Origin of the sequence: Timonella senegalensis JC301, from assembly GCF_000312125.1 — a bacterium.
Lineage (GTDB): Bacteria > Actinomycetota > Actinomycetes > Actinomycetales > Cellulomonadaceae > Timonella > Timonella senegalensis.
In genome coordinates this window covers 469,142-487,472 of record NZ_HE978642.1, presented here as the reverse complement: position 1 = coordinate 487,472, position 18,331 = coordinate 469,142, and the positions used below count along the sequence as shown (strand labels likewise).

The 18,331-nt window shown below is 62.5% G+C and carries 15 protein-coding genes and 3 tRNA genes; 8 read left to right on the top strand and 10 right to left on the bottom strand.

Features of this window, described 5'->3' with window-relative positions; translation table 11 throughout:
- Positions 1 to 188: 188 nt before the first annotated feature.
- Both HGSM_RS06740 and HGSM_RS06735 read right to left on the bottom strand, forming a co-directional pair.
- The gene (locus HGSM_RS06740) at positions 189 to 1,256 is read right to left on the bottom strand and encodes a tRNA (adenine-N1)-methyltransferase (protein ID WP_019147980.1); all 1,068 of its coding nucleotides are present in this window, start codon (positions 1,254 to 1,256) and stop codon (positions 189 to 191) included.
- A 36-nt stretch (positions 1,257 to 1,292) separates the two neighbouring features.
- Positions 1,293 to 2,408 carry a M50 family metallopeptidase gene (locus HGSM_RS06735; RefSeq protein WP_154646266.1) on the bottom strand — a complete coding sequence of 372 codons (1,116 nt, stop codon included), beginning with the start codon at positions 2,406 to 2,408 and terminating at the stop codon, positions 1,293 to 1,295.
- A gap of 51 nt (positions 2,409 to 2,459) precedes the next feature.
- Here HGSM_RS06735 and HGSM_RS06730 point away from each other — a divergent pair, with 51 nt between their 5' ends.
- The gene (locus HGSM_RS06730; RefSeq protein ID WP_019147978.1) at positions 2,460 to 3,338 is read left to right on the top strand and encodes a RecB family exonuclease; all 879 of its coding nucleotides are present in this window, start codon (positions 2,460 to 2,462) and stop codon (positions 3,336 to 3,338) included.
- A gap of 64 nt (positions 3,339 to 3,402) precedes the next feature.
- Here HGSM_RS06730 and HGSM_RS06725 read toward each other — a convergent pair whose 3' ends face one another.
- A complete protein-coding gene (locus tag HGSM_RS06725; protein WP_230197508.1) occupies positions 3,403 to 4,140 on the bottom strand; it encodes an HAD family hydrolase in 738 nt (245 codons plus the stop codon).
- A 156-nt stretch (positions 4,141 to 4,296) separates the two neighbouring features.
- Here HGSM_RS06725 and HGSM_RS06720 point away from each other — a divergent pair, with 156 nt between their 5' ends.
- Entirely contained in the window at positions 4,297 to 5,349 is a 1,053-nt protein-coding gene (locus HGSM_RS06720; RefSeq protein ID WP_230197507.1) for a PAC2 family protein, read from the top strand.
- A 36-nt stretch (positions 5,350 to 5,385) separates the two neighbouring features.
- Here HGSM_RS06720 and mshC read toward each other — a convergent pair whose 3' ends face one another.
- From mshC to HGSM_RS06705, 3 genes are all read right to left on the bottom strand, one after another.
- Positions 5,386 to 6,657 (bottom strand): cysteine--1-D-myo-inosityl 2-amino-2-deoxy-alpha-D-glucopyranoside ligase, encoded by a 1,272-nt coding sequence (gene mshC / locus HGSM_RS06715; RefSeq protein WP_019147975.1) that lies wholly within the window; start codon positions 6,655 to 6,657, stop codon positions 5,386 to 5,388.
- A gap of 46 nt (positions 6,658 to 6,703) precedes the next feature.
- Positions 6,704 to 7,576, bottom strand: coding sequence for an undecaprenyl-diphosphatase UppP (uppP, locus tag HGSM_RS06710; RefSeq protein ID WP_019147974.1), 873 nt, complete (start codon positions 7,574 to 7,576; stop codon positions 6,704 to 6,706).
- A 157-nt stretch (positions 7,577 to 7,733) separates the two neighbouring features.
- Positions 7,734 to 8,000 (bottom strand): hypothetical protein, encoded by a 267-nt coding sequence (locus HGSM_RS06705; RefSeq protein ID WP_019147973.1) that lies wholly within the window; start codon positions 7,998 to 8,000, stop codon positions 7,734 to 7,736.
- Between the two features lie 195 nt (positions 8,001 to 8,195).
- Here HGSM_RS06705 and HGSM_RS06700 point away from each other — a divergent pair, with 195 nt between their 5' ends.
- The gene (locus tag HGSM_RS06700; RefSeq protein ID WP_019147972.1) at positions 8,196 to 8,426 is read left to right on the top strand and encodes a DUF5703 family protein; all 231 of its coding nucleotides are present in this window, start codon (positions 8,196 to 8,198) and stop codon (positions 8,424 to 8,426) included.
- 151 nt (positions 8,427 to 8,577) lie between these two features.
- Here HGSM_RS06700 and HGSM_RS06695 read toward each other — a convergent pair whose 3' ends face one another.
- Together HGSM_RS06695 and HGSM_RS06690 are read right to left on the bottom strand one after the other, a co-directional pair.
- Positions 8,578 to 9,897 carry a M20/M25/M40 family metallo-hydrolase gene (locus tag HGSM_RS06695; protein WP_019147971.1) on the bottom strand — a complete coding sequence of 440 codons (1,320 nt, stop codon included), beginning with the start codon at positions 9,895 to 9,897 and terminating at the stop codon, positions 8,578 to 8,580.
- 199 nt (positions 9,898 to 10,096) lie between these two features.
- Positions 10,097 to 12,190, bottom strand: a complete 2,094-nt coding sequence (locus HGSM_RS06690) for a M3 family metallopeptidase (RefSeq protein ID WP_019147970.1) — start codon at positions 12,188 to 12,190, stop codon at positions 10,097 to 10,099.
- Positions 12,191 to 12,471: 281 nt separating this feature from the next.
- Here HGSM_RS06690 and HGSM_RS06685 point away from each other — a divergent pair.
- The 4 genes from HGSM_RS06685 (at position 12,472) to HGSM_RS06670 (ending at position 14,552) form a co-directional block, all read left to right on the top strand.
- A tRNA-Leu gene (locus tag HGSM_RS06685) sits at positions 12,472 to 12,559 on the top strand.
- 19 nt (positions 12,560 to 12,578) lie between these two features.
- Positions 12,579 to 12,666, top strand: a tRNA-Leu gene (locus HGSM_RS06680).
- Between the two features lie 107 nt (positions 12,667 to 12,773).
- A tRNA-Leu gene (locus tag HGSM_RS06675) sits at positions 12,774 to 12,861 on the top strand.
- Between the two features lie 83 nt (positions 12,862 to 12,944).
- Positions 12,945 to 14,552, top strand: a complete 1,608-nt coding sequence (locus tag HGSM_RS06670) for a cation:proton antiporter (RefSeq protein ID WP_019147969.1) — start codon at positions 12,945 to 12,947, stop codon at positions 14,550 to 14,552.
- 78 nt (positions 14,553 to 14,630) lie between these two features.
- On the opposite strand, the gene HGSM_RS06665 is transcribed toward HGSM_RS06670, so the two are convergent.
- Positions 14,631 to 15,956 (bottom strand): MFS transporter, encoded by a 1,326-nt coding sequence (locus HGSM_RS06665; protein ID WP_019147968.1) that lies wholly within the window; start codon positions 15,954 to 15,956, stop codon positions 14,631 to 14,633.
- 149 nt (positions 15,957 to 16,105) lie between these two features.
- On the opposite strand from HGSM_RS06665, the gene HGSM_RS06660 reads away from it, so the two are divergent.
- Positions 16,106 to 17,389, top strand: coding sequence for an ROK family transcriptional regulator (locus tag HGSM_RS06660; protein ID WP_019147967.1), 1,284 nt, complete (start codon positions 16,106 to 16,108; stop codon positions 17,387 to 17,389).
- A gap of 121 nt (positions 17,390 to 17,510) precedes the next feature.
- Here the strand turns inward: HGSM_RS06660 and HGSM_RS06655 are convergent, their stop codons facing one another.
- Positions 17,511 to 18,326 carry a serine hydrolase domain-containing protein gene (locus tag HGSM_RS06655; RefSeq protein WP_019147966.1) on the bottom strand — a complete coding sequence of 272 codons (816 nt, stop codon included), beginning with the start codon at positions 18,324 to 18,326 and terminating at the stop codon, positions 17,511 to 17,513.
- Positions 18,327 to 18,331: the final 5 nt, after the last annotated feature.

Below are 18,331 nucleotides of genomic sequence, written 5' to 3'. Positions count from 1 at the left end.
ACTCCGTGGACGGATGACCCGGCGCGCTTTCGCGCACTCACCACCTGATTCTCGACGATCGTGGTCCCGTTTGGGCACCAAGTCACCTGCCAGTATGCGGACATGGCGAGGGCCCGCAACAATGCGATGCATCGCTGCGGGCCCTTCTGAAAGACTCTCATCCTCGCCGCTGTCCTAGTTTGAAAGGATCAGTCGTCTGCTTGCTCGTCACTGTAGAGCGGCTCGCCAGCGCGGAACTCGCCGGCCTCGGCGGCTTCGTGCAGTGCGGTCACGTCGCGGCGCACCTTGCGCAGCTTCTTCTCGGAGGGTTGACGCTCTCCCATGTCTTCGGCTGTCCACTCCTCATCCACGGGGTATGCACCCTTGGCTGGGCGGCGCTTGCGCACGATCGCCTCGGTGCCGTCCGCAAGGCGGCGGGTCTGGATTAGGAATCCGGTGTGTCCTACCATGCGGTGCACGGGGCGCACGGCGAGGCCTTCGAGGTGCCAGTTGCGCACGAGCGACTCCCAGGCGAGTGGCTCGGTGAACCGTCCGTCGGCGCGCAGGTCTTCTGCGAGGCGGGAAAGCTGGGTTGCGGTTGCCACGTAGCTGATGAATACACCGCCGGGTGCGAGAGCATCGGCCACCACATCCAGGTTTTCCCACGGCGCGAGCATGTCGAGCACGACCCGGTCGATGGTGCCCTTCTCGGCCACTGTTGGCAGGACGTCCGCAAGGTCACCGATGGACAGGTCCCAGGCGGGATGTGGACCGCCAAAGAAGATCTCCACGTTCGCCTTTGCGATTGCGGCAAAGTCCTCACGGCGTTCGATCGAGTGCACAGAACCGTTGTCACCAACAGCACGCAGCAGTGACATGGTGAGACCACCCGAGCCCACACCAGCCTCGATCACACGTGCACCCGGGAAGATGTCGGCCATGCCCACGATCTGGGCGGCGTCCTTGGGGTAGACCACTGCGGCACCTCGTGGCATCGAGAGCACGTAGTCGGAGAGCAGCGGGCGGAGTAGCTGGTACTCGATGCCCGATGAGGTCTCGATGTTCGAGCCTTCACTCTTCCCGATGATGTCATCGTGGCGGTAGAAGCCGCGGTGTGTATGGAACTCCTCGCCCGGAGTCAGGGTAATTGTGTGGAGTCGGCCGCGGTTATCCGTCAGCTGCACTCGGTCGCCCGCTCGGAACGGGCCGCGGCGCCACTCGGCTCCGGCTGGAATGACGGCGTTACGCCCGGAGTCGCTACTTGGTGTCGTGGTCAAGGTTCTCGATTTCGCGTTGGAAGGAATGGTTCGGTTCTAGTGTAGGTTGAGCGCACGCATCAGGGATGCGACCCAAACCACACCCGTGACTCGCCCGTCCTGGGCAACCACGTAGAGAGTCCGGGTATCGTGCCCGACATTTACTCTCGAAAGCAGTTCTTGAGGCCGCGCGGTTGCATCAATGACCCCACCGGGGAGCAATGGAATGGAAACGGCCGCAACAGGTGTGTACTCCTGAACTTCAACCCCCACAGAACTCAGCGCGAGCGGGTCAACGTACCCGATGGGGTTGCCGGTTTCGCTCAGAACCACGGTGGTTGTGAAATCCTGTGCCCCAAGCATCTGGGAGACGACTTCGCGCACGGAGGTGTGCGCCACGACTGTGCGTGCCGGGGTAGTGATCGAGGCCAAGTCGAGCTTCTCCACGGCCTGCAGATACTTGGCTCGCCGCAGGCTCGCAGTTGCGCCACTCCACAGCACCATGACAAGCATGAGAGTCCACATGAGGATCACAATGTCTGGGCTGTGCCCCTGGAGTAGTGGTCGCACGACTGCCCACAGTAGCCACAGCACGGCGACCGCTTGGCCGATGCGTGCTGCAACCGTTAAGCCCTTTGACTGGGAGCCCGTGAAGTTCCAGATCAACGCGGAGACGGCGCTTCCACCATCGAGTGGGAGCCCCGGCAGCGCATTGAAGAGCGCGAGGAAGAAGTTCATGACTGCCGCGATGTTCACAACCTCAAGCACAATCGAGTACTCGGATGCGGAGCGCACGATGACGAGGAAGACCAGTCCAAGCATGACGTTCGCGAGCGGGCCAGACAGTGCGGTGACCGCGCCGTGCCACGGTCGCTTGAACTGTGAAGTGAAGGATGCATGCCCACCGAGCATGTTGAGGCTGATCTCATCTGCACGGACCCCGTAGGACTTTGCCACCAGAACGTGCGCCACCTCGTGCACAAAGATCGAGACGAGGATGACCGCTCCGAGCGCAACGGAAGCAGCTATGGCGCCGCCTTGGCTCGCAGCTCGGCTGGCGAAGAGTGGAAAGTAGAGGGCCGCGAAGACTCCCACCATCAGTAGGGCGTTCGGGCGAAGGTGTACGGGCGTTCCCGCCACGTGGCCGAGTGTCCAGCCTTTGTCATTGCTCACAATCCAAGATTAATGCGTCGCACGCATGCAATGTCGCCGTAGTCTCGGAGTATGTCGCCCGCGCCCAAGATTCCCTCGCTCTCGCCGTCACGTTCGAACGACTTCATGCAGTGCCCGCTGTTGTTCCGATTCCGAACAGTCGACAAGCTGCCTGAGCCGCCGTCGAAGGCCGCTGCCAAGGGCACGCTCGTGCACTCGGTCCTAGAGTATCTGTACGACATCGAGCGCCCCAATCGCACTGTGGAGGCCGCACTCGACCTGATGCCGCGCGCCCTGAACGCACTCCACGCGCGCCAGCCTGACCTTGACGAGGCGTTTAGCGGACCCGAGGAAAAGACCGCGTGGCTCGGCGAAGCGCGCGGACTCGTGGAACGCTACTTCTCCATTGAGGACCCGACTCGGCTGGAGCCTGCAGAGCGCGAGACCCACATTTCTGCGGTCATCGGGGATGACCTGCGTATTAAGGGGATCATCGACCGCGTGGACGTCACCCCCGATGGGGCGGTCCGGATTGTCGACTACAAGTCGGGTAAGTCCCCCAAGCCCCAGTACAGCCACTCGGCGGCGTTTCAAATGCGCTTCTACGCAGTCGCAATGCGCGCCTCGCGAGGCATCACACCAAAGATGCTCCAGCTCGTGTACCTGGGCGATGGTCAAGTTCTTCGGAACGAACCCACCGAGGCTGAACTGGACGTGGCCACCGAGAAGATCATCTCCATCTGGGACGACGTCCGCCGCTCCGCCGAGCGCGAGGAATGGCGCCCCAAGACCTCACGCCTGTGCGACTGGTGCCACTTCCAGCCCATTTGCCCGGCATTTGGCGGAACCCCACCCGTGTTGGAGCCAGGCAAGAGTCAGAAGGTCTGGCTCGCACCGCCCACCCTCTTCAGCGCGACCGAAGACGACACCGCAACGGACGGGCAGGCCTAGAGTCGATCGTCGAAAATAAGTGAAAGGGTCGCAGGCGCCAGTGGCGCCTGCGACCCTGCGCATTTCAGCCGAGGTAATCCACGGTCCCGCCGCGCATGAGGACGTCGAAGGCGGACTCGGTGATCTGGTCGAGTTCGGCGACGCGGCTCAGACCCTCTGCAGGTGCAACAGGAATCAGGTTTCGGATACCGATCGTGCGGGCTCCGCTCGCAAGCGCTGCTTCGATACCCCGCGGGGAGTCCTCCACGGCGATGCACTGCGTGACGTCGACGCCCAGCAACTCGGCCGCGCGCAGATAGGGCTCGGGGTGAGGCTTGCCGTGAGTGACATCCTCCCCCGTCACAATCTGTGTGAACGCGCCAGCGGGCGCGGAGTCCACGAGCGCCTGCGCGATTGGGGCATAGGACATGGTGACTAGGGCGCAGGGGATGCCACTGGCAGCGAGCCGGGCTAGGATCTCTCGACCACCCTCACGCCACGGGACATCTGCGCGCACCATGGCGCTGACGCGCTCCACGAGGATCTCGACGATACGCTCGGGCGGGTACGGGGCACCCGCGTTGTGTAGAACAACTGCCGCCTCGGTCAGCGGGCTTCCCACAAGGTCGATCGCGTCCTGGTCAGTCCATGTTCCGCCACCGGATGAAACAAGTTCCCGCTCAACAGCGTGCCAGTAGTGCTCCGAGTCCATGAGGGTCCCGTCCATGTCCCACAGGACCGCCGCGGGCGCGAGAAGCCGCGCGTTTCCCTGGGTTTTCGGTTCCACTACGGGCGAGTCCGAGAGCGGGTTAGAAGATAACACTTTTGACTTTCACACATCCAAATCTTGATGACACGGATCTTCCATCTTATCGGAGGTGCCGGCGCATCGGCCTGATTCTGCGGGTTGCGCGAGATTCGCCTCCCCTTTTGCCTGCGTAACCAGCGCGATGTCACAGGGTGTGGCTAGTGTGAAGTCATGACAAACGAGCCGGATCGCTCTGGGCACGAGCAGGAGTCGGAGTTTGGCCCACCACCGGGAACGAGCCCACACCCTAGGTTGGGCGAGCACGTGGACGCACAGGTGAGTCCGGACCCGCGTAGCGCTGTCGCGCGCGGATTCGACGACGGCCCAATCATGATCGCTGCGTTCGCGGGCTGGAACGATGCCGGTAACGCCGCCACCGAGGCACTCCAACACCTCGCGGATGTGTTCGATTCCCGCTTGCACAGCGAGATCGATCCCGATCCGTACGTTGACTTCCAAGTCAACCGCCCCACCATGGTGCTCACGGAGGAAGGCAGACACATCCTGTGGCCCGCAACCCGAGTAGAACTCGCAGACACGTGGGAGCGCTCGCGCCGGCTCGTGCTCGTGCACGGCGTCGAACCGTCAATGCGGTGGCGTTCGTACTATCAGGAGATCTTGCGCATCGCGGATGCCACCAACTGCAACTCGATAATTCTGCTGGGCGCGCTCCTCGGGGAGGCTCCGCACACGCGGCAGACCCCCATCGAAGCAACCACAGCCAACATGTTTCTGCAGGAACACCTCGAGCTCGATGACTCGGAGTATGAGGGACCCACTGGCATTGTGGGCGTGCTAAGCCACTACGCCGAGTTGGACGGGATCTCCTGCGTCAACGTGTGGGCAACCGTCCCGCAGTACGTGCCCAACCCTCCTGCGGCCAAGGCCGCTGCGGCCCTCGTCGCCGCCGTCGAGATACTCCTCGGTGAGCCGATCCCCCGGTACGAGTTGGATGAGGATGCGGCCGCGTGGGAGCGTGGAGTGCAGGCTTTCGTGGCGTCTGATCCGGACCTTGCCGAGTACGTGCGACACCTCGAGGCAGCAACCGACGCCATGGAGCTTCCGGAAGCTACGGGAGAGTCCATCGCACGGGAGTTCGAGCAGTTCCTCAAGCGGCGAGGCGGGCAGGACCCGAATGGTGGCCCCGGCAGTGCCGGCGGGCCTAGCAGTGCCGGCGGGCCACACAGCCCTGGAAAGCCGACCGGCCCAGCCGGTTCACGCTAGGTGCATGACAAACTGGGCCGGGAGTCTAGCCTCGTGCTAGACACGGACCCCGAGCAACGCGTTCACGGCGCGAGACATAACGCCCGGCGCGCCTTCAACCGGCTCGCACTCTCCCGCAAGGGTTGTGCGAGCCCATTCGTCGACAGCCCTGAGGGCACTTGGCGTGTCGAGGTCATTCCGCAGAGCTGCTCGCACGGCGCGCAAGGTTTCCGCAGTATCGGCCCCACCGTTGCCGGAGAAGGCGTCCAACCACAGCTGGAATCGAACCTTGGCCAGTTCAAGCAGGTCCTCGGTCCACTCCCAGTCCGTGCGGTAGCTCTGGGAGAGCAGTGCGAGGCGAATGACCATGGGTTCCACGCCCTGCTCGCGCAGCGCTGATACGAAGACTAGGTTTCCCAGCGACTTGCTCATCTTCTCGCCGTGGTACGCAACCAGTCCGGCGTGAGAGGCAATACGCGGACCTGCCTGGCTATCGCCGGTGAGCATGCGTGCATGCGAGGTGCTCATCTCGTGGTGCGGGAACATCAGATCATTGCCCCCGCCGAGTACGGAGTAACGCACGCCGAGGCCGTCTTGGGCTATCAGTGTGCATTCGATGTGCCAGCCGGGGCGTCCTTCGCCAATGGCTCCGCCGTCCCAGGAGGGCTCACCCTTGCGGGCTGCACGCCACAGCAACGGGTCGAGTGCGCTCCGCTTGCCATCACGGTCAGGGTCTCCCCCGCGCTCGCCAAAGAGTTCTAGATGCTGGTCGCGCAGGTGCGGGGCGAGGCTGCCAAATCGCGTGTCGGAACTGAGGTCCGCGTAGATGTCTTGGGCATCCTCGAAGATCGGGTCCTGATCGTCGGGAACCGGTACCGCGTACGCGGTGCCCGCCGCGACCATCGACTGGACGGCATCGGAGACCCTATCTATGGACTCGACGACTCCCACATACACATCGGGTGGGATCACACCGAGCGCGGTCATGTCCTCGGCAAAGAGCGAGACTTGGGAGGCCGCGAGGTCTTCCCAGTCAACCCCGGTGTCCCGCGCCCGTTCGAGCAGCGGGTCGTCCACGTCCGTGACGTTGGAGGCGTAGGTGACGGTCTTCCCTGCGTCCCTCAGCGCGCGGTTGAGCACGTCAAAGGCTACGTAGGTCGCCGCGTGCCCGATATGGGTGGCGTCGTAGGGAGTAATTCCGCACACGTACATCGACGCGGAGTCACCAAAGGCCACGTCAACGAGGGTCTTGGAACTCGAGTCGAACAGCTTAACGGTGTCCAGTGCCCCCGGAATGAGGGGAATCTGAGGTGCAGGCCAAGTAATCACGCTTTAGGTTATCCCGAACCCGGTCCAACCTGCGTGAAGGACCGTGCTACGCGCTAGCGGTACCCATCACGTCAAGCACGCCGGCGAGCAGCAGAACAACCACAGCCGCGGCGAGGAAGAGACGGTATATCACGAACGGCTTGTACGAGAACGTGGACACGATCTTCAGGAACGCGATGATCACGAAGTAACCGACAACGAATGCAACGATCGTGGCGAGGAAGGTTGGCCACATGCCGGGCGCACCTGCGGCGGCGGGTTCGGTGACTGCACCGTACAGCTTGTAAAAGCCCGAACCCATGACCGCTGGGATAGCGAGCAGGAAGGAGTAGCGCGCTGCAGCTTCACGGGTGTAACCCATGAGGAGGCCTGCGGTGATGGTTCCTCCGGAGCGCGAGACGCCCGGGATCAGCGCCATTGCCTGAGCAAATCCGAACACAATCGCGTTCTTGCCGTCGAGCTTGTCGAGCGACTTGCGATGCTGTCCGACCTTGTCGGCCCAGCCGAGGAGGAGACCGAACACGGCGAGCATGAGCGCGGTGAGGTAGAGGTTGCGGAATACGGTGTCGATCTTGCTTTCGAGCAGGAGACCGAGGACCACAATTGGGATGGATCCAAGACCGATGTACCAAGCCATCTTGGCATCGTGGTCGTGAGCACCCATGCGGCTCTTGAAATCGGTTCCGTTGTCACCGCGGAGCGACTGCCACCACTTGATGCAGATGTTCTTGATGTCGTTGCGGAAGTACAGCAAGACTGCGGTTTCCGTACCAATCTGAGTGATTGCGGTAAATGCAGCGCCGGGGTCCGCGTTCCCCATCAGTTCGCCGACTATGCGCAGGTGCGCGGAGGAAGAGATGGGAAGGAACTCAGTGAGGCCTTGAATTAGGCCCAAGAACATGGCTTCGAATGCATTCACAAGAAAACAGACTACCCGGGGCGCGCCGGTTTCCAGACCAGAAAGGGTCGAGCCGGACAGTCTTCACACACTCACTACGCTTCTTAGCCCGAAAATAAAAAGAAAATGGCTCGGAACTTTCGTTCCAAGCCATCTTCCTCACGCAGCGAGCGAGCGACTACTTGTCGTCGTCATCGTCGTAGTCGTCATCATCATCCTCATCGTCGTAGTCGTCGTCATCTTCGTCGTCTACGTTTGAGAATGGAAGAAGCTCCCCGTGGGTTACCGCGAGCGCTTCGTCATAGACTTCAAACGCATCGTCGAGGATATCGAAAGCGTCGTCGACCTTGGGGTCGTCGTCGCCACGGCGTTCAACTACTGCTGTGTAATGAGCTTCGAGAGCCGCAATAAAGCGGTCGAGTGCTGCGCGAGGGTCAACTGTCATACCCAAAACGTTAGCCTTGATTGCTGGTAAATGCACTCCATTGGCTCGCGGAACTCCCTGCGATGACGTAAACATCACTTTTTTGCGCGCGAAATGCTCCGTTGGTCCTATGCCCCGCAGGGTCAGGAGCCCTTCACCTGCCTGTTTGGACTCTCGGTTGTAGTGTGGTCTGTGAAGCCGAGCCCAGGAGTCCCGATGCCAGTCTCCAAAGATTCCCTGCACTACTACAACGTCTCGCGTAAGGATCGCTCGCACTACGAGTTCCAAGTTCTCGTGGTCGCGAACACCGTGTCCAAACATGAGGCGCGCATGATGCTGACAGCGCATGCAGAGACAGGTAAATGGGAACTAGCTCGCACGGTCATCTATACCGGCGGGACCACCAAGTATTGGCTGCGCCGAAAGATCATTCCGGTGTCCGCTTAACGTGGTGATGTTGTTGCGGCCATTGGCCGCCTGAGATTGTCGACGATTGTGGCTGGTAGCCGCCGCACGGATGCGTCCCAGCCAAAATCGTCGTGAATAAAACGAAGAGCACCGCCCAGTAGGGCAGCGCTCTTCGCAGTGGGACGGGTTGTCAGCAGTTCGCGAGTAGACGGTCGAGAACCTTAACGCCGAACTCGAGTGCTGAGACCGGGACGCGCTCGTCGACTCCGTGGAACATCGCTGGGAAGTCCAGGTCCTCTGGGAGTTGGAGCGGCGCGAACCCATAGCCAATGATTCCAAGCGAGGAGAGGGACTTGTTGTCGGTTCCGCCGGACAGCATGTACGGCAGGACAACTGCACCCGGGTCCTCGGCGAGTAGTGAGCTGGTCATCGCGTCTACGAGGTTGCCGCTGAATGGAACTTCGAGTGCGGTGGCCTGGTGCACGGGTTCGATTCGGATGTCTGGGCCGGCAAGCTCGATGAGTTTGGCCATGGCCTCGTCCTCGTAGCCGGGGAGGAATCTGGCGTCGATCGTCGCCTCCGCAGTGCGTGGGATGACGTTTTCCTTGTACCCGGCTGAGAGCCTGGTTGGGTTGGTGGAGTTGCGCACGGTTGCGCCCACGAAACGTGCCGCGGGGCCCATGGCGTTGATCAGGTTGTCTATGAGCTCGGGGTTCTCGGGCTCGTACGGCAGGCCGGTGAGGTCGGAGACGCCGCGCAGCAGCTGGTCCTCGGTTGGGGTGGTTTGGTAGGCCCACTTGTGCTGGCCGATGCGTGCGATCGCGGCGGCTACCTTGGTGACCGCGTTGTCTTCCGCCACCTGGGAGCCGTGGCCGGCACGGCCGTCGGCGATGAGGCGCAGCCAGTTGAGAGACTTCTCTGCGGTCTGCAGCAGGTAGGCGCGCTGACCGTTGATCATGGTGGAGTAGCCGCCCACCTCCGAGATTGCCTCGGTCGCGCCCTCGAACAGGTCTGGGCGGTTGGCCACGGAGTATTCGGCTCCGTAAACTCCCCCGGCTTCCTCATCCGCAAAGAACGCGACGATGACGTCGCGCGAGGGCTTACGTCCCTCGCGGGCCATCTGGCGGACAACGGCGAGCATCATCGCGACCATGTCCTTCATGTCCACGGCGCCGCGGCCCCAGAGCATGCCATCGATGAGCTCTCCGCCGAACGGGTCAACGCTCCATTCGTCTGCCTGTGCTGGCACTACGTCGAGGTGCCCATGCAGGACGAGGGCGTCACGGGTTGGATCCTGACCCTCAAGCCGGATCACGACGTTGGAACGGCCGGGGGCCGACTCGTAGAACTCCGGGTCGAGGCCAACCTCGGTCAAGAGTTCCATCACGTACTCGGCGGCTAACCGCTCCCCAGCCCCCTCGTTTCCACCAAAGTTGGTGGTATCGATCCGCAGGAGGTTCTGGCAGATCTGGGCTACTTCGTCCACTGCTGTGGGAATGGGCTGGGTCATGACTTCCTCGTCTCGTGCATGCTGCGATGCGGTTTGTTGCAGGTGATAGTCCTGCTGGTTGTGGCGGGTTTGGACCCGCCAATACCGGCGAGTTTGGGCCCGCCGGGTCGTGCCGGTCAAAGCCGGCTACGGGGCCATTGTGCCCCGTAGCCGGCTTGATTCCGTGGGACTAGGCGTGGGACCGCCTGCCCTCGGGGTACTAGATTCCGGTGTTCAAGCCTCGGCGAACGATGAGTGGCTCGATCTGCTGCGCGCGTCCGCGGAACGTGGCAAATACGTCCAGCGAGTCGCGCTTTCCACCCTGGCTGAGCAGAGTTGAACGGAAGTAGTCACCGTTCTGGCGGCTGAGCCCACCGTTTTCCCCGAACCACTCCACGGTGTCTGCGTCCAGGACCTCGGACCAAATGTAGGAGTAGTACCCCGCGGAGTACCCGCCACCGAAAATGTGGTTGAAGTACGTGGTGCGGTAGCGCGGTGGAACCACGTCAAGAGCCACGCCTGCCTTCTCGAGTGCGGCGGCCTCGAATGCGAGGACGTCGTCCACCGAGGCTGGGACCTGGTCCTCGGTGATCTGGTGCCACGCTTGGTCGAGGAGTGCGGCCGAGAGATACTCAGTCGTGTTGAAGCCCTCGTTGAACTGGCGCGAGGCATTGAGGGTCTCGATCCATTGTGCTGGCATTGGCTCGCCGGTCTTGTAGTGCACGGCGTACTCGGCGAGAATGCTTGGCTCCCACGCCCACATCTCGTTGACCTGGGATGGGTACTCCACGAAGTCTCGGGCAACCTCGGTTCCGGAGTGCGAGGGGTAGATGACGTCGGAGAACAGGCCGTGCAGTGCGTGGCCGAACTCATGGAACATCGTGATGACCTCGTCCCAGGTCAGCAGCGTGGGCTGGCCTGCGGGCGCCTTTGGGATGTTCAGGTTGTTGACCACGACGGCGCGGTAACCGGTCAGGCCGGACTGGTCCACGAGGTTGTTCATCCAGGCACCGCCGCGCTTGGATTCGCGAGTGAAGAAGTCGCCGAGGAAAAGGCCCAGACCTGACCCGTCCTCGTTGAAGACCTCCCACACGCGGACGCCCTCGTGGTAGCCCTTGAGCTCGGGGCGCTCCACAAAGGTGATGCCGTAGAGGCGAGTTGCCGCGTTGAATACGCCCTGGTGGAGGACGCGTTCGAGTTCGAGGTAGGGGCGCAGGAGCGAGTCGTCGAGGCTGTACTTCTCTAGGCGAACTTTTTCGGAGTAGTACGACCAGTCCCACGGTTCGAGGCGAGCGGTGTCATCCCCAAGGTCTCGGCGCAGCGCCACCTCGAGCTCTGCTGCTTCACTCTTGGCGTTTGCCACTGCGGCTGGCGCCAGTGAGGTAAGGATCTCGTTGACGGCCGCGGTGGTCTTCGCTGTGGAGTCGTCCGCAATGTATGCGCCGTGGTGCTCGTAGCCGAGCATCTTTGCTGCACGGGCGCGCAGACGCACGGTTTCGAGGATGATCTCACGGGTGTCGTTCTCGCCGCCCGTTGCACCACGGTGGATCGACGCGTTGTAGACCTTCTCGCGGATCTCGCGTCGGGCCAGTTGGGATAGCACGGACTGTTGGGTGGGCAGTTGCAGCTCGAGCAGGTACTCGCCTTCGCGTCCACGTGCGGCGGCAGCAGCGCCGGCCGCTTCGATTGCGTCCTGCGGTAGGCCCTCGAGGTCCGCAACGTCCGAGAGGAACACGCTCGCCTCGTTAGCCCCGGCAAGGAGCTTGCGGCCAAAGATGGACTCAAGTTCGGTCAAGCGAGCGTTAATGGCACTCAGTTCTGCCTGCTGTGCATCATCTAGGTCGATTCCCGCGCGCTTGAAGTCCTTCAGCAGGGACGTCAGTAGCCACTTGGACTCTTCGTCCGCAGGCTCCTCGCCAGACTCAATGCGTTCAGTCAGCGAAACGAGGCGTGCGTGCAGGTCCTTGTTCATAAAGATCGCGTCGTGGTGCGCGGCGAGCTCCGGGGCAAGCGCCTGCTCGATATCTTCGAGGTCGCTCGAGGCATCTGCGGACACGTTGTTGTATAGAACCGTCAGGGAACGGCCGAGAAGCTCTCCCCCTCGCTCGAAAGGAACGAGGGTGTTCTCCACGCTGGCCGGCGCCGAGTTGCGCGTGATCGCGGCAATCTCCTCGAGCTCCGCAGCCATACCTGCACGGATGGCAGGCTCATAGTCGGCCGCAGAAATGGCGGCGAAGTCTGGGAGGAAGTAAGGGAGGGTTGAGGGCGCGTCAAACGGACCCACGACCGTGGAAGTGGTGTGTGCTTGTGACATACCTTCATTCTTAGCCCAAAAATTTCCTTGATGCGTTACCTGGTCACGGTGTCGTGTGATTGGCATAACAACGAGACTCACGTTTTCGCAGAATACGCTGTGTTTTCGCAGTATTCACCGGGTTTTACGGGTCCTCGCATGCCCCTTGCGCCACTACCCGCCCGCAAGGTGCCCGACCCTGCGGTTTTTTGATTCACACCTGCCCGCTTTTCCGTGCTAAGTTTTTAACCGCACCGAGAACCACTGGTTCACGATGAGGCAACTTATCGATCGGTCCACCTGTCCGGGTGGCGGAATGGCAGACGCGCTAGCTTGAGGTGCTAGTGCCCGTATTAGGGCGTGGGGGTTCAAGTCCCCCTCCGGACACCACACAACTGAATATCCACCTGTCCGGGTGGCGGAATGGCAGACGCGCTAGCTTGAGGTGCTAGTGCCCGTATTAGGGCGTGGGGGTTCAAGTCCCCCTCCGGACACCACGAGATGATCGTAAGCATCTCTCACAGTTTGAAAGAACCGTGGAACATCGGATCGTAAAAGATCAGATACACTTATGAACGCTTCCGCGAATATTGCGGGACCACCTGTCCGGGTGGCGGAATGGCAGACGCGCTAGCTTGAGGTGCTAGTGCCCGTATTAGGGCGTGGGGGTTCAAGTCCCCCTCCGGACACCACAAAGACTCCGATCTCGCGATCGGGGTCTTTTTTGTATTCCCGTGAAAAACTTGTTCTGCCGTCTATCGAAAGCAGCCCGCGCATGGAACTTCTCATCCTCGTTATTGGACTCATGTTTGCCACGGTCATAGTGGCGGGTATTGGGGAGCGCACTCACCTCCCCTGGCCGATCCTGCTTTCGCTGTTTACCGGGGCACTCATCTTGATCCCAACCGCACCCGAGATGCACATCAAACCGGAGATCATCCTTCCAATTTTCCTTCCCCCACTCCTGTGGGCGCTGGCACGGAAGACCTCGTGGGGCATGTTTGCCGCACGGTGGCGAACAATCCTTGGCTATTCGGTGCTGCTCGTCATTGTGACTATCATCGCGGCCGCTTGGACTGTCACCGCACTCATTCCGGGGATCGCCCTCTCTGCGGCTATCGCCATTGGCGCCGCAGTGGCGCCGCCTGACCCGGTGGCTGTAGAGGCCGTGGCGGAGCCGGTGGGGATGCCGCGCCGAATCGTCGGCATGCTGCAAACGGAAGGTCTGTTCAATGACGCTGTCGCCCTCGTGGCGTTCCAGACGGCGCTCCTTGCGACCAGTTCGGGAAGCGACCTTGCCTTCGGCGAGCTGACCCTCAAGTTCTTTTACACCGCGTTCGCCGCTGTTCTGATCGGCCTTGTAGCGGGGTGGTTTGGTGCCCTCGTGAGTTCCTGGCTCAACGATTCCGTGAGCCGTAACGCGCTCTCCCTGGTCATCCCATTTGCCGTGTACATTGGCGCCGAGTTGATCCACGCGTCAGGAGTGATCGCAGTGGTGATTGCTGCCGTCCAGATGTCGTCCTCGATCGGCTCCGCAACCCCGGAAGACAGGATCACGTCCTCCGCATTCTGGGACGTTCTCGAACTCCTGATGACGGGCCTTGCGTTTGGTCTGATCGGCATCGAGCTCCGCGGCATCATTGACAATGCCGGTTCGCGCCTCGGCGAGATGTTCCTGCACGGCATGGTAGTCGCCCTCGTGGTCATCGCCGTGAGGTCCGTGTGGATGATCGTGGCGTGGCGGGTCAACAAGGTGCGTAGCACGCCCGCAACACCTCGCGGCGGCCGGGAGGCGCTCGTGCTGGCGTGGTCCGGTATGCGCGGTCTCGTGACGCTCGCGCTTGCCCTGTCCGTGCCTTTCGATTTCCCACACCGCGCCGAGTTCACCGTCATCGCGGTCACGGTGCTCCTGTTCACGATGGTCCTTCCGGGTCTGACGCTCCCGCTGCTTATGAAAAAACTCCGCGTTGAAGACGTGCACGATGAGGCTGCCACGCGCCGCCTCCTCGCACGGGCCAAGAAGGCCGCGCTGGATTCCCTGAAGCAGTCGTCCAGCGAGGTTTCTCCCGAAATCCTCAAATCGCTCAAGCTCCGCTACCGCGCCACGGCCGCCATGAGCACCGAGTTCGAGACCCTCTCCCCCGAAGAACAGGAAAAACTCGCAATTCGGCGCCGCGAACTGCGCCGCGTGGAGGACCGTGCAATGCACGCCGCAGTCGACGAACTGTTGAAGGCGCGCGGTGAGCGGGGAACCGACCCGCACGTCGCCGATATGATCCTTGGCGAGGTTGACAAGTTGATGCTCGGTTCGGAGGTCAAGGTGTCGGTCCGAGAATTGCGTCCACTCACGCCGCTGTTCAAGGAGACGCCACCAGCGCCGTAACGAGGCCTGCCTACGTAGGCCGCTCTATCGTCGAAAATGGGTGTGGGTGGGCGGAATTTCCGCCCACCCACTGCACTATTAACGACGATACTGGCGGCTGCCAGCCCCATCCTGGCGCTCGCTCAGGTCGAGTGAGACGGGTGGCGCAACAGGGACTGCGGCTGGGAATCCGGCCTTGGCCCGCCACACCACTAGGATCGCCACGCCGAACAGGGCGGCGGCGACGAGCGGCACTGCCGCGAGGCCGCGGGAGTCGAGCACCGCGCCACCCAAGATGGCACCGAGCGCAATTCCAACGTTTGAGCTCGAGTTGATCCACGCGCCCGACAAGTCCGGTGAGACCACGGCCGTGCGCATCGAGGCGGTGGAGAAGTACGTTGGGGCCGCGCCAAACGCGATGTTCCACAGGATGACGGACGGGATCGCCACCATCCACACCTCCAGTCCAAGGCCCAGCCCGACCAAGCCAACGAGGAAGCCGAGCAGCGTGAGGAAGAGCGCTCGGCGCGGGAAGCGATCGAGGAATAGTCCGGTCAAGAACAGGCCGATTATGCCCACGCCACCCAGGACGAGCAGCATCGGAGCGACGCCCTCCTCGGAGAATCCGGCCGCGCGCAGAAGAGGGTTGATGTACGTATAGGCCACGTAGTGGGAGCCGTAGACCAGGAAGTTCACCGTTTGGACAGCGATGAACGGGGATATCCTGCGCCACCAGCCACCCTCGGCGGATGGTCGGGAGACGATCGCGGCGGGCGCGGTATTGGGCACGGCGGGGAGCAACTTCCACACCACAACGATGAGGATGACCGCCACCACGGAGACTGCCGCAAACGCCGCCCGCCAGCCAAATTGGACGCCAAGTGCGGTAGCTGCGGGCACACCGGCCACGAATCCAATGGACACGCCCGTCGTCAGGATCGCCATGCCACGGCCCAGGTCCTGCGGGCGCAAGAGCCGAGCGGGGTAACCGGGCGCGACCGCGAAGAACAGTGCGTGTGCGGCCCCGCCCAGGGCGCGCCCCACCGCGAGCACGGCGAAGTGTGGTGCGGTGGCAACGATGATGGAACTCGCCGTAAACGTGATGAGGGTGGCCAGCAGAACCTGCTTGCGCTCAAAGCGTGCGGTCCAGATGGTCAGCGGAACCGAGAAGACGGCGACCATCCCCGCATACACGGTCACGATGATTCCGGCTTGCGTTATCGAACGGCCAAACGACTCGGCCATCGTGGGCAGCAGACCCACGGGCATCAGCTCCGTGGTGATCGCGATGAACACCGAGATGGCAAGCGCCACGAGCGCAACAAAGACCTCGGAGAGGGTGTGTTCGGGTGAGGCCGAACGGGTCTCGGCGGCTTGTGTGGCTTCTATAGCTTCTGGAGCTTCAGTGGGGGTGCTGGATGTCACGGGATTTGCCTTTGTCACGGTGAGAATTGCGCAAGACTCTGTTCGTGGGAGAGTCTCGCGGTGCGAGCCTCGTGGTGCACAGAACTCAGCAGGGGGACTATATTAAACTCGATTCCCGAGTTTATATGTCACGTGGAGGTCGTGTACACATGCGCGAGCGGACGTCTCAGTGGACGGCCACCAACTCCGGCCAGGGCCAGGGCCGATGGGCCAGCAGCGTTCCCATCCTGCACACGCTGCGGCGCCGCGGCGGGATCAAACGCTCCGAGGTCGCGCGCGAACTAGGCCTGTCCACCTCCACCGCGACCGAGGTCAGCCTGCGGATGCGACGGGCGCAGCTCATCAGCGAGGGCCAGTCCGAGCCCCAGGGCCGAGGACGCCCCTCTCCCATCATCCTGCCGCACCCGGCAGGTCCGCTCGTGGGAATCGTAGAACTGACCATCACGGGGTGGCGGGCGCTGGTTGCCGACGTGACCGCACAGCTGCGCCCCGTGTTCAGTGCCCCGCTGCCCGCCCGTTCCGATGAGTTCTTGTCGGACGCGCACGACCTGGTCGGCCGCTTACGCGCAGAGCATGGGCAGCGCCTCGTGGCGCTCGTCATCTCCGTGCCCGCGACCGTCCGCGCCGGACGGTACGCCGAACCCTTCTCGCTCGGCTGGGACCATATCGATTTTGGGCCAGTCCTAGACTCAGTTGCGGACCTGCGTGTCATCGTCGAAAACAACGCCACACTCGCCGGCATCATCGAGGCCGAACGGTTACACAGCGAACTCCCGGGCGCGCGCTCCGTGTTGTACCTCGAGATCGGCGAGAACATGGGTGGCTCCCTCATAGTGGATGGACGCACGATGCTTGGCGCCACGGGATCCTCGGGCGAGTTTGGGCACATGCCGCTCGGAGACGACACGACCTCCTGCAAGTGCGGATCAAGGGGGTGCTGGGGCACGAGCGTCAGCGGCTATGGCTTGGCGGCTCGGCTCGGAGACCCGGAGCCCGACAACCCCACTGCCTACTTTGCCGATTTGCTTGCAAGGACCCAGTCCATAAGGCAGCGAGAGCACCGCGCGGCGGTGACAATTGGCGGCGTGGACGAAGACCTGGAGGAGCTCCGCTCCGTCCGCAACCGGCAGGAGGCAAAGGTTGTCCGCGATGCCGCCTGGCGACTCGGGCGCGGCGTGGCAGCACTCGTCAACGCGCTCGCACCGGACGCCCTCGTGTTCGGCGGGCTTGCTGCCCCACTCCACGGCGCCCACGAGGATGCGTTCTCCCTGTCGTTCGAAACGCACCTGATGACCGCACGACAGTTCGAGCTGCCCGCGGTGGAATATGCGCGGTGCGGGCGGGATGCGGCCGCGCTTGGCGCGGCGCTACTAGCGCTCGACCTGGCGCTCGATGAGGCCGGGTTGGCCGCCTGGGAGGCGGCCCACAGTTAGGCCCACATGATTTTCGACGATCTTGGTCGCGCTTGCGGTTGACGCAAGACCTGCGTACAAGTTGGGCTGATCTGGGTGCGACTTAGCATGCCTCAATTGGACAAGGACCGGCTGGGTCGGCTTAACCCTGGCGGAACTCGTCGAGGACTGCCTGCGAGAACGGCGGCCACACTTCAATCGCCCAGTCGCCGAATGCGCGGTCAGTCAGCGCGACGCACGCTAGCCGTGCATCCGGGTCCACCCACAAGAATGTTCCACTCTGCCCGAAGTGTCCAAATGTGCGCGGGGATGCGCTGGGCGCGGTCCAGTGCGGCGACTTAGAATCGCGGATCTCGAACCCGAGGCCCCAGTCATTAGGCTTCTGGCGTCCGTAACCGGGAAGTAGACCGTCGATCCCTGGGAACTGCACGCTCGTGGCGTCCGCCCAGGTCGAGGAGTCAATGAGAGTGGGGGCGAGGAGTTCCTGCGCAAAGCGCGACAGATCCGAAACGCTCGAAAGTCCGCCAGCTGCAGGGCTCGTACCGAGCGTAGTTGAGGCCATGCCGAGCGGTTCGAACACCGCCTCGTGCGCGTAGTCGTTGAAGTCGATTCCAGTCTGCTGGGCCACAAACTCGGCGAGCACTTCAAAGCCAGCGTTCGAGTACATGCGGCGGACACCGGGTTCTCCCCTAGTTTCCCTACGATCGAACTCATACCCTGCGGCGTGTGCGAGCAGGTGTCGCACGGTGCTGCCCTGCGGTCCGGCTTGGTCATCCAGAGAGACGCCACCCTCCTCAACCGCGATGAGGACCGCATACGCGGCGAGCGTCTTAGTGACTGAGGCTAGTGGGAACACCATGGACTGATCCCCGAGGGAGCCTAGGACACCGGCCGGTGAGATCACAGCCACTGCAACGTGTGGTACCGGCCACTGGGCCGCAAGGTCTTGGTAGGACATGCTAC

Bases quoted from the DNA above. Each gene is read 5' to 3' on its own strand.
- HGSM_RS06690 (WP_019147970.1), bottom strand. From the start codon at position 12,190: ATGTCACAAGCACACACCACTTCCACGGTCGTGGGTCCGTTTGACGCG.
- HGSM_RS06720 (WP_230197507.1), top strand. From the start codon at position 4,297: ATGACAAACGAGCCGGATCGCTCTGGGCACGAGCAGGAGTCGGAGTTT.
- HGSM_RS06670 (WP_019147969.1), top strand. From the start codon at position 12,945: ATGGAACTTCTCATCCTCGTTATTGGACTCATGTTTGCCACGGTCATA.
- HGSM_RS06730 (WP_019147978.1), top strand. From the start codon at position 2,460: ATGTCGCCCGCGCCCAAGATTCCCTCGCTCTCGCCGTCACGTTCGAAC.
- HGSM_RS06705 (WP_019147973.1), bottom strand. From the start codon at position 8,000: ATGACAGTTGACCCTCGCGCAGCACTCGACCGCTTTATTGCGGCTCTC.
- HGSM_RS06700 (WP_019147972.1), top strand. From the start codon at position 8,196: ATGCCAGTCTCCAAAGATTCCCTGCACTACTACAACGTCTCGCGTAAG.
- HGSM_RS06655 (WP_019147966.1), bottom strand. From the start codon at position 18,326: ATGTCCTACCAAGACCTTGCGGCCCAGTGGCCGGTACCACACGTTGCA.
- HGSM_RS06695 (WP_019147971.1), bottom strand. From the start codon at position 9,897: ATGACCCAGCCCATTCCCACAGCAGTGGACGAAGTAGCCCAGATCTGC.
- HGSM_RS06660 (WP_019147967.1), top strand. From the start codon at position 16,106: ATGCGCGAGCGGACGTCTCAGTGGACGGCCACCAACTCCGGCCAGGGC.